The organism is Chamaesiphon sp. OTE_20_metabat_361, assembly GCF_031364565.1.
Map to the genome: position 1 here is coordinate 1 of NZ_JANLWO010000775.1, position 5,103 is coordinate 5,103.

Annotated in this window: 5 protein-coding genes and 1 pseudogene; 2 read left to right on the forward strand and 4 right to left on the reverse strand. The window is 48.1% G+C overall.

Going from position 1 to position 5,103, the window contains the following annotated elements; genetic code table 11:
* Both RMO35_RS21930 and aqpZ read left to right on the forward strand, forming a co-directional pair.
* A pseudogene (locus tag RMO35_RS21930) lies at positions 1-264 on the forward strand (HAD family hydrolase); the annotation flags it as partial.
* A gap of 393 nt (positions 265-657) precedes the next feature.
* The gene (gene aqpZ / locus RMO35_RS21935; RefSeq protein WP_396135709.1) at positions 658-1,452 is read left to right on the forward strand and encodes an aquaporin Z; all 795 of its coding nucleotides are present in this window, start codon (positions 658-660) and stop codon (positions 1,450-1,452) included.
* A gap of 170 nt (positions 1,453-1,622) precedes the next feature.
* Here the strand turns inward: aqpZ and RMO35_RS21940 are convergent, their stop codons facing one another.
* The 4 genes from RMO35_RS21940 to RMO35_RS21955 form a co-directional block, all read right to left on the reverse strand.
* Positions 1,623-2,006, reverse strand: a complete 384-nt coding sequence (locus RMO35_RS21940) for a DUF1636 domain-containing protein (RefSeq protein WP_309744293.1) — start codon at positions 2,004-2,006, stop codon at positions 1,623-1,625.
* Positions 2,007-2,010: 4 nt separating this feature from the next.
* Entirely contained in the window at positions 2,011-2,313 is a 303-nt protein-coding gene (locus tag RMO35_RS21945) for a tetratricopeptide repeat protein (protein ID WP_309744295.1), read from the reverse strand.
* Positions 2,314-2,352: 39 nt separating this feature from the next.
* Positions 2,353-3,357 carry a GTP-binding protein gene (locus tag RMO35_RS21950; RefSeq protein WP_309744297.1) on the reverse strand — a complete coding sequence of 335 codons (1,005 nt, stop codon included), beginning with the start codon at positions 3,355-3,357 and terminating at the stop codon, positions 2,353-2,355.
* 348 nt (positions 3,358-3,705) lie between these two features.
* Positions 3,706-5,103: hypothetical protein (locus tag RMO35_RS21955; RefSeq protein ID WP_309744300.1), on the reverse strand; the 1,398-nt coding region annotated here is incomplete at its 5' end.

Below are 5,103 nucleotides of genomic sequence, written 5' to 3' on the forward strand. Positions count from 1 at the left end.
CTCGATCGCGGTGCCAAAAAATCGCCGACTGTCTGGTTTGTCGAAGATCGGCTGCCGACGCTGGCTAAAATTGCCACTCAGCCAGAACTCGAATCGGTCAAGCTATATTTGGCTGAATGGGGCTACAACACAGTTGCCGAGCGCGAAGCGACACTGCAACAGTCGCGGATTCAGACTCTAGCATTAGCAGATCTAGCCACACTCGGCGTCACTGTTAAGAAAGCAGCAGCTAGTAAAATCGAAGCTGTGGATTTAGTATCATAACCAAGATTACTTGTTATGAAATTAGCAGCTTAGGCTCCAAATAAGTATTTAACAGCACATAGCGAGTCGATCGCTCTGTGCTGTTATTTTTAGCTACATGTGAACATCGCTCCGTAGATTGAAATTACAGTATTTATAGCAACCGCCAAGGCAATTAGGACATTACTAAACTTTGGTATCATATCCCCGACTTCTCAGAGAAGTCGGGGATATGTCCTAGGCGTAGATCGAAATTACAGTATTTAGTTACTCTGGTATTCGAGATGCTCGTATTACTAAGACAAAAACTACAATTGAAAGCATTACTATATGTTACGAAGTGAGGATCGAAAATAGGTGTACCAACGACAATGACAGCAATTGTCGATCTAATTTTGAATTAACACAATGACTATCCCATTGACTAAACGTTGTATTGCTGAATTTATGGGCACCTTCTGGCTGGTGCTGGGTGGGTGTGGTAGTGCCGTATTTGCCGCCGCTTATACTGACATCAATACCCAGGGTGCATCCAACGCTGGGGCAGCAGCGACGGCGTCTTTAGGAATTGGTACTTTGGGAGTTTCTTTCGCCTTTGGCTTAACAGTATTAACGATGGCATATGCGATCGGACATATCTCTGGTTGCCATCTCAATCCGGCGGTATCTTTTGGACTGTGGGCGGGTAAGAGATTTCCCGCATCGGAATTATTACCGTATATTATCGCGCAAGTTGGTGGCGCGATCGTCGCAGCATTGATTATTTACCTGATTGCATCGGGTAAATTTGATGGTTATGTACTTTCGGGTAGTGGCCCACTGGCAACTAATGGTTTTGAAATTCATTCACCGCAGCGGTATTCCTTGTTGTCTTGTTTTATCACTGAAGTAGTGATGACATTCATGTTTTTAATGGTGATATTGGGGATTACAGATCGTCGCGCACCTCAAGGTTTTGCTCCAATTGCGATTGGATTGATGCTAGCGTTAATTCATCTCATTAGTATTCCCATCACAAATACATCTGTAAATCCAGCTAGAAGTACTGGCCCAGCTATAATTGTAGGCATATTTGGAAATACGGGCTTAATCGGACAATTGTGGCTATTTTGGGTGGCACCAATTTTAGGCGCGATCGCGGCTGGCTTGCTTTACCATGCGATCTTTGAAGAAGCGGATCTGCGCCAATCACCAACTCTAGATCGGTAAGTTAGCGGTAATCTCTAGATCGATTACCGATTGATGAATGTACGATCTGACTTTCCAGCAGTTATCCCTTATAATTCAAACATTGCACCAAGCAGAGGGGAGTCAGAAGCCCAGGATCTGGCGGGGTGAGGGCGGGGGGTTTCGTCTGACTCTCAAGTGCTAGCGTCGAGTCACAATGGCGGAATCTTAGCGACAACCCTTTTTTTGAGGAGTTCGGGACACTTGATGTAGGAGATGGTGCCATCGGGCTTGGCGTGGTACTGAGTGGCAAACGTCGTTACCGCCGTGGCTGTTGACTCCAATCGTTCGTCGTCTACAGGCAGATCGCCAAATAGGTAAATATATTTGCCAGGAGCATTGAAAGCGATCGCACAGGCTCGATCGCAAGCTCCCAGGCATTCATGGGGTTCGATCGACAGTCCCTCGATCGGTGCAGCTCGAACGAGTGTCTGTAATTGCTCTAATAAGCGTTCGCCACCACTCTTGCGAATCGCCTGCTTCATCCGATGGGCACTCTCACAACTCGTACAAACAGCCAAAACATGTCGATTCATAACTCTATGCCACAGGTGTGAGATCTTGAAGTTTGTTGAAAATTTCGATCGCGTACTGGTACTCGCGATCGTCTCCCTGCTCTAGGTATAAGTTGGCAGCATGTTGACAATCGGCGATCGCTCCGGCTAGATCGCCTGCTCGGTGGCGTGCAACACAGCGATAGCCATAGGTATCGGCATTGTCAGGATCGAACTGCAACGCTCGATTGAAACTGGAAATTGCCCCAGCCAGATCTCCAGTCCGAAACTGTTCTACCCCTTTATCAAAAAATGCTACTGCATTACCGCGTTCGAGTTTGGTTTGCATGAACTGTGCCCTCAAGACTATCCGCAATTCTCAATTAATTCAAGCTACACACTTTTCAAATCCTTTGACAAACTCTTCCCGATCGAGATTGCGTCCGATCGCGACTAGTTGCGTTAATTTTGGTTCGTCTTTTTGCCACAGCCTGTCTCGGCGCATGGATGTCAGCATTCGCACGCTTTGAAATAACACCCGTTCGGGAAAACCTTGCGCATAAAACAAGCCCTTGGTGCGATATAAATCCTCACCTTTTGATTGTGCTAAATCGTTCATCCACAACATGAATTTATTCAGATCGATCGGTCGATCGGAAGTTACAGCAAAAGAACCGATCGAGGCATCGTGTTCGTGCGCTAAGTCTTCGAGAAATGATGGATCTATTTCTAACTTTGCCTCTAACTCGAAGGCTTTGGTATCTAGAATCAGCGATAGATCGATCGAGCTATATTCGGTATGGTAAACTTTGGCGATCGGGTTTAATTCGCGAAGTTGCTGCTGGATGCGGGCGATGTCTTCAGGAGTAACGAGATCGGTTTTATTGATTAAGATAATATCTGCAAAAGCTATCTGCTCTTGAGCCTCATGGCTATCCTTGAGATTTTGCTGCAAATTCCGCGCATCGACGACGGTAACAAAGGCATCAAGGCTAAATTTGGATTTTATCTCTTCGGCGACGATAAATGTCGAAGCCACTGGAGCCGGATCTGCAAGCCCCGTAGTTTCGATTAGTACCGCATCTAGATCCGATCGTTTAGTCAGCTCTTCTAACGTCCGCACCAAATCGCCGCGCACCGTACAGCACAGACAACCATTATTGAACTCGACAATCTGTTCGTCGTCATCTGCGATCGTAATTTGTCCATCGATACCAATCTCGCCAAATTCGTTAACAATTACAGCAATTTTACAACCGTGTTGTTCGTGTAAAATATGATTGACTAAGGTTGTTTTTCCCGAACCTAAGAAGCCAGTAATAATGGTGACTGGAATCTTTTGCTGTTTAGGATTTGAGTTTGTGCTTGTCGGTCGAATTACTTCTAAGACCATAATTATGATTCCTGTAATAACGATTAGTCTGGTGAAAAATGCTTAGTCTTTAACCGCCCTCAAATGAATTTGGGGCTAATAGCAAAAGTTCACTTCAGTGAACTAAGAAATTTTTCTTTTGTTGTATAAAACCACTCTGCTTTCATAAAGGTGGTGCTCTCCTTGCTAAACCTGGTATTGAAAATCCCCTCCGAGGAGGGGTGCCCGAAGGGCGGGGTGGGTAGATCTCCGCTTCAACCAAATCGACGATCGATCCGCCTAAATCGCACTAACAGCAATGTAAAAATGTAGGGTGGGCAGTGCCCACCACATAAATTACAGCCGATCGCCCGTTCTCGTCCTGAGCCACTACAGTGCGGTAACTGCTTGAGCAGAAGCCGGAATAGACACCACAGTGCCAGTCATCGGTGCAATTCCCTTCGCCAAGATATCCCGACGGTTGACAGGGACGGGTGCATCGCCCCGCAGTTGGTCGTAGGGCACCACAATCCAACAGGCACAACCCCACAGACATTCACCCGCCATCCCTTCAAACCGAATCGCTGGCTCGGACATCATCACGCCCAGATCCATCAGCCAAGAGTGGTGGAGGAGTTTTTGCTCCCAAGTGAGCGTGTCGTAGAGATCGCGACTCTTGAAGAAGTCTACGAAGTCCACCTTGGCGACTCCTGGTAGCATAATGTCTGCAAAAGCCGTCAGATGGTCGAAGAATTCGCGGTGGGTGATATTTAGTGCGGAATCTTCGGAATCGAGGAGGAAGGTGGAAACGACTGATTTGAATTTGTCATCGAGCTTTTCATTCCACATTTCGCGCGGTGCGTGGATGATACACTCGGCATAGTCGGTCTTAAAGCCTGGTTTCAAGCCAGCGTAGTCTGGAATATGCTCGATCCACTCAGCGATGACGCTCCGCCATTTGCTCAATGGTTCGCCTGGTAAGACTTGCACCGCAGGGTGAGTGAATTTGGCGATGTCGTAGAGCGTCCAGTTACGGGCTTTGGTGCTAATCGCTTCGTGGGGTGCTGTCGTTTGTCCGACTAAGCGCAGGGCTTTGAAGATGGTGCGCCCGTAGTCATCTAAGGCAATCCGCATGAAGGCATCGGCAACGAATTTGTGAGTCACTTGCAGCCGCATCCGATCGCGTTCGCTGGGCACGCCAGTATCGGTATACTTGGACAGGCGTTGGTAGGAGTTCTCGGTGGCGAGGGCAAAGAAGCCGCCCGTGAAGGGATTGCGATATAAGTCGCCCCAAACTGTGGTGACACCTGCATTCTTATCGTCATCGAGCATACAGTCGATCTCGTTCATGGTGGCGAACAAGCTACCATCGCGGAAGGCTTCGGGGTCGCCGCTACAGGGCATTTCACCAACACCAATTACCGGAATGCGTCGTCCGAGCTTGACATTCGACAGGTGACGTGCTAAGTCTACGACGATACCGCTACCCGTACCGTCGCCGATGCCGAAGCAGCACAGCACCATTGAAGGGAGTTTGGTGTTGTCGATGCTTTTGGCGAAATCATCGAGTTCTTTGTTCAACGGTCGATCGCCATCATAGTAGGCTTTGCCGTAGATGGCTTTGGAAATGGCGCGGGGGAAGTATTCACCAGCTTTGGGAATCTCGACGTTATCTGGCAACCACGGCTCGTAGTTGGGATTCCAGTAGTAGCGGGGATATTCGAGCTTGAGAAATTCCCGATAGCGGCGGAGGGATGTGAATAAATCGTCGCGGGTTGGCACTGCTAG

Bases quoted from the DNA above. Each gene is read 5' to 3' on its own strand.
- RMO35_RS21950 (WP_309744297.1), bottom strand. From the start codon at position 3,357: ATGGTCTTAGAAGTAATTCGACCGACAAGCACAAACTCAAATCCTAAA.
- RMO35_RS21940 (WP_309744293.1), bottom strand. From the start codon at position 2,006: ATGAATCGACATGTTTTGGCTGTTTGTACGAGTTGTGAGAGTGCCCAT.
- RMO35_RS21945 (WP_309744295.1), bottom strand. From the start codon at position 2,313: ATGCAAACCAAACTCGAACGCGGTAATGCAGTAGCATTTTTTGATAAA.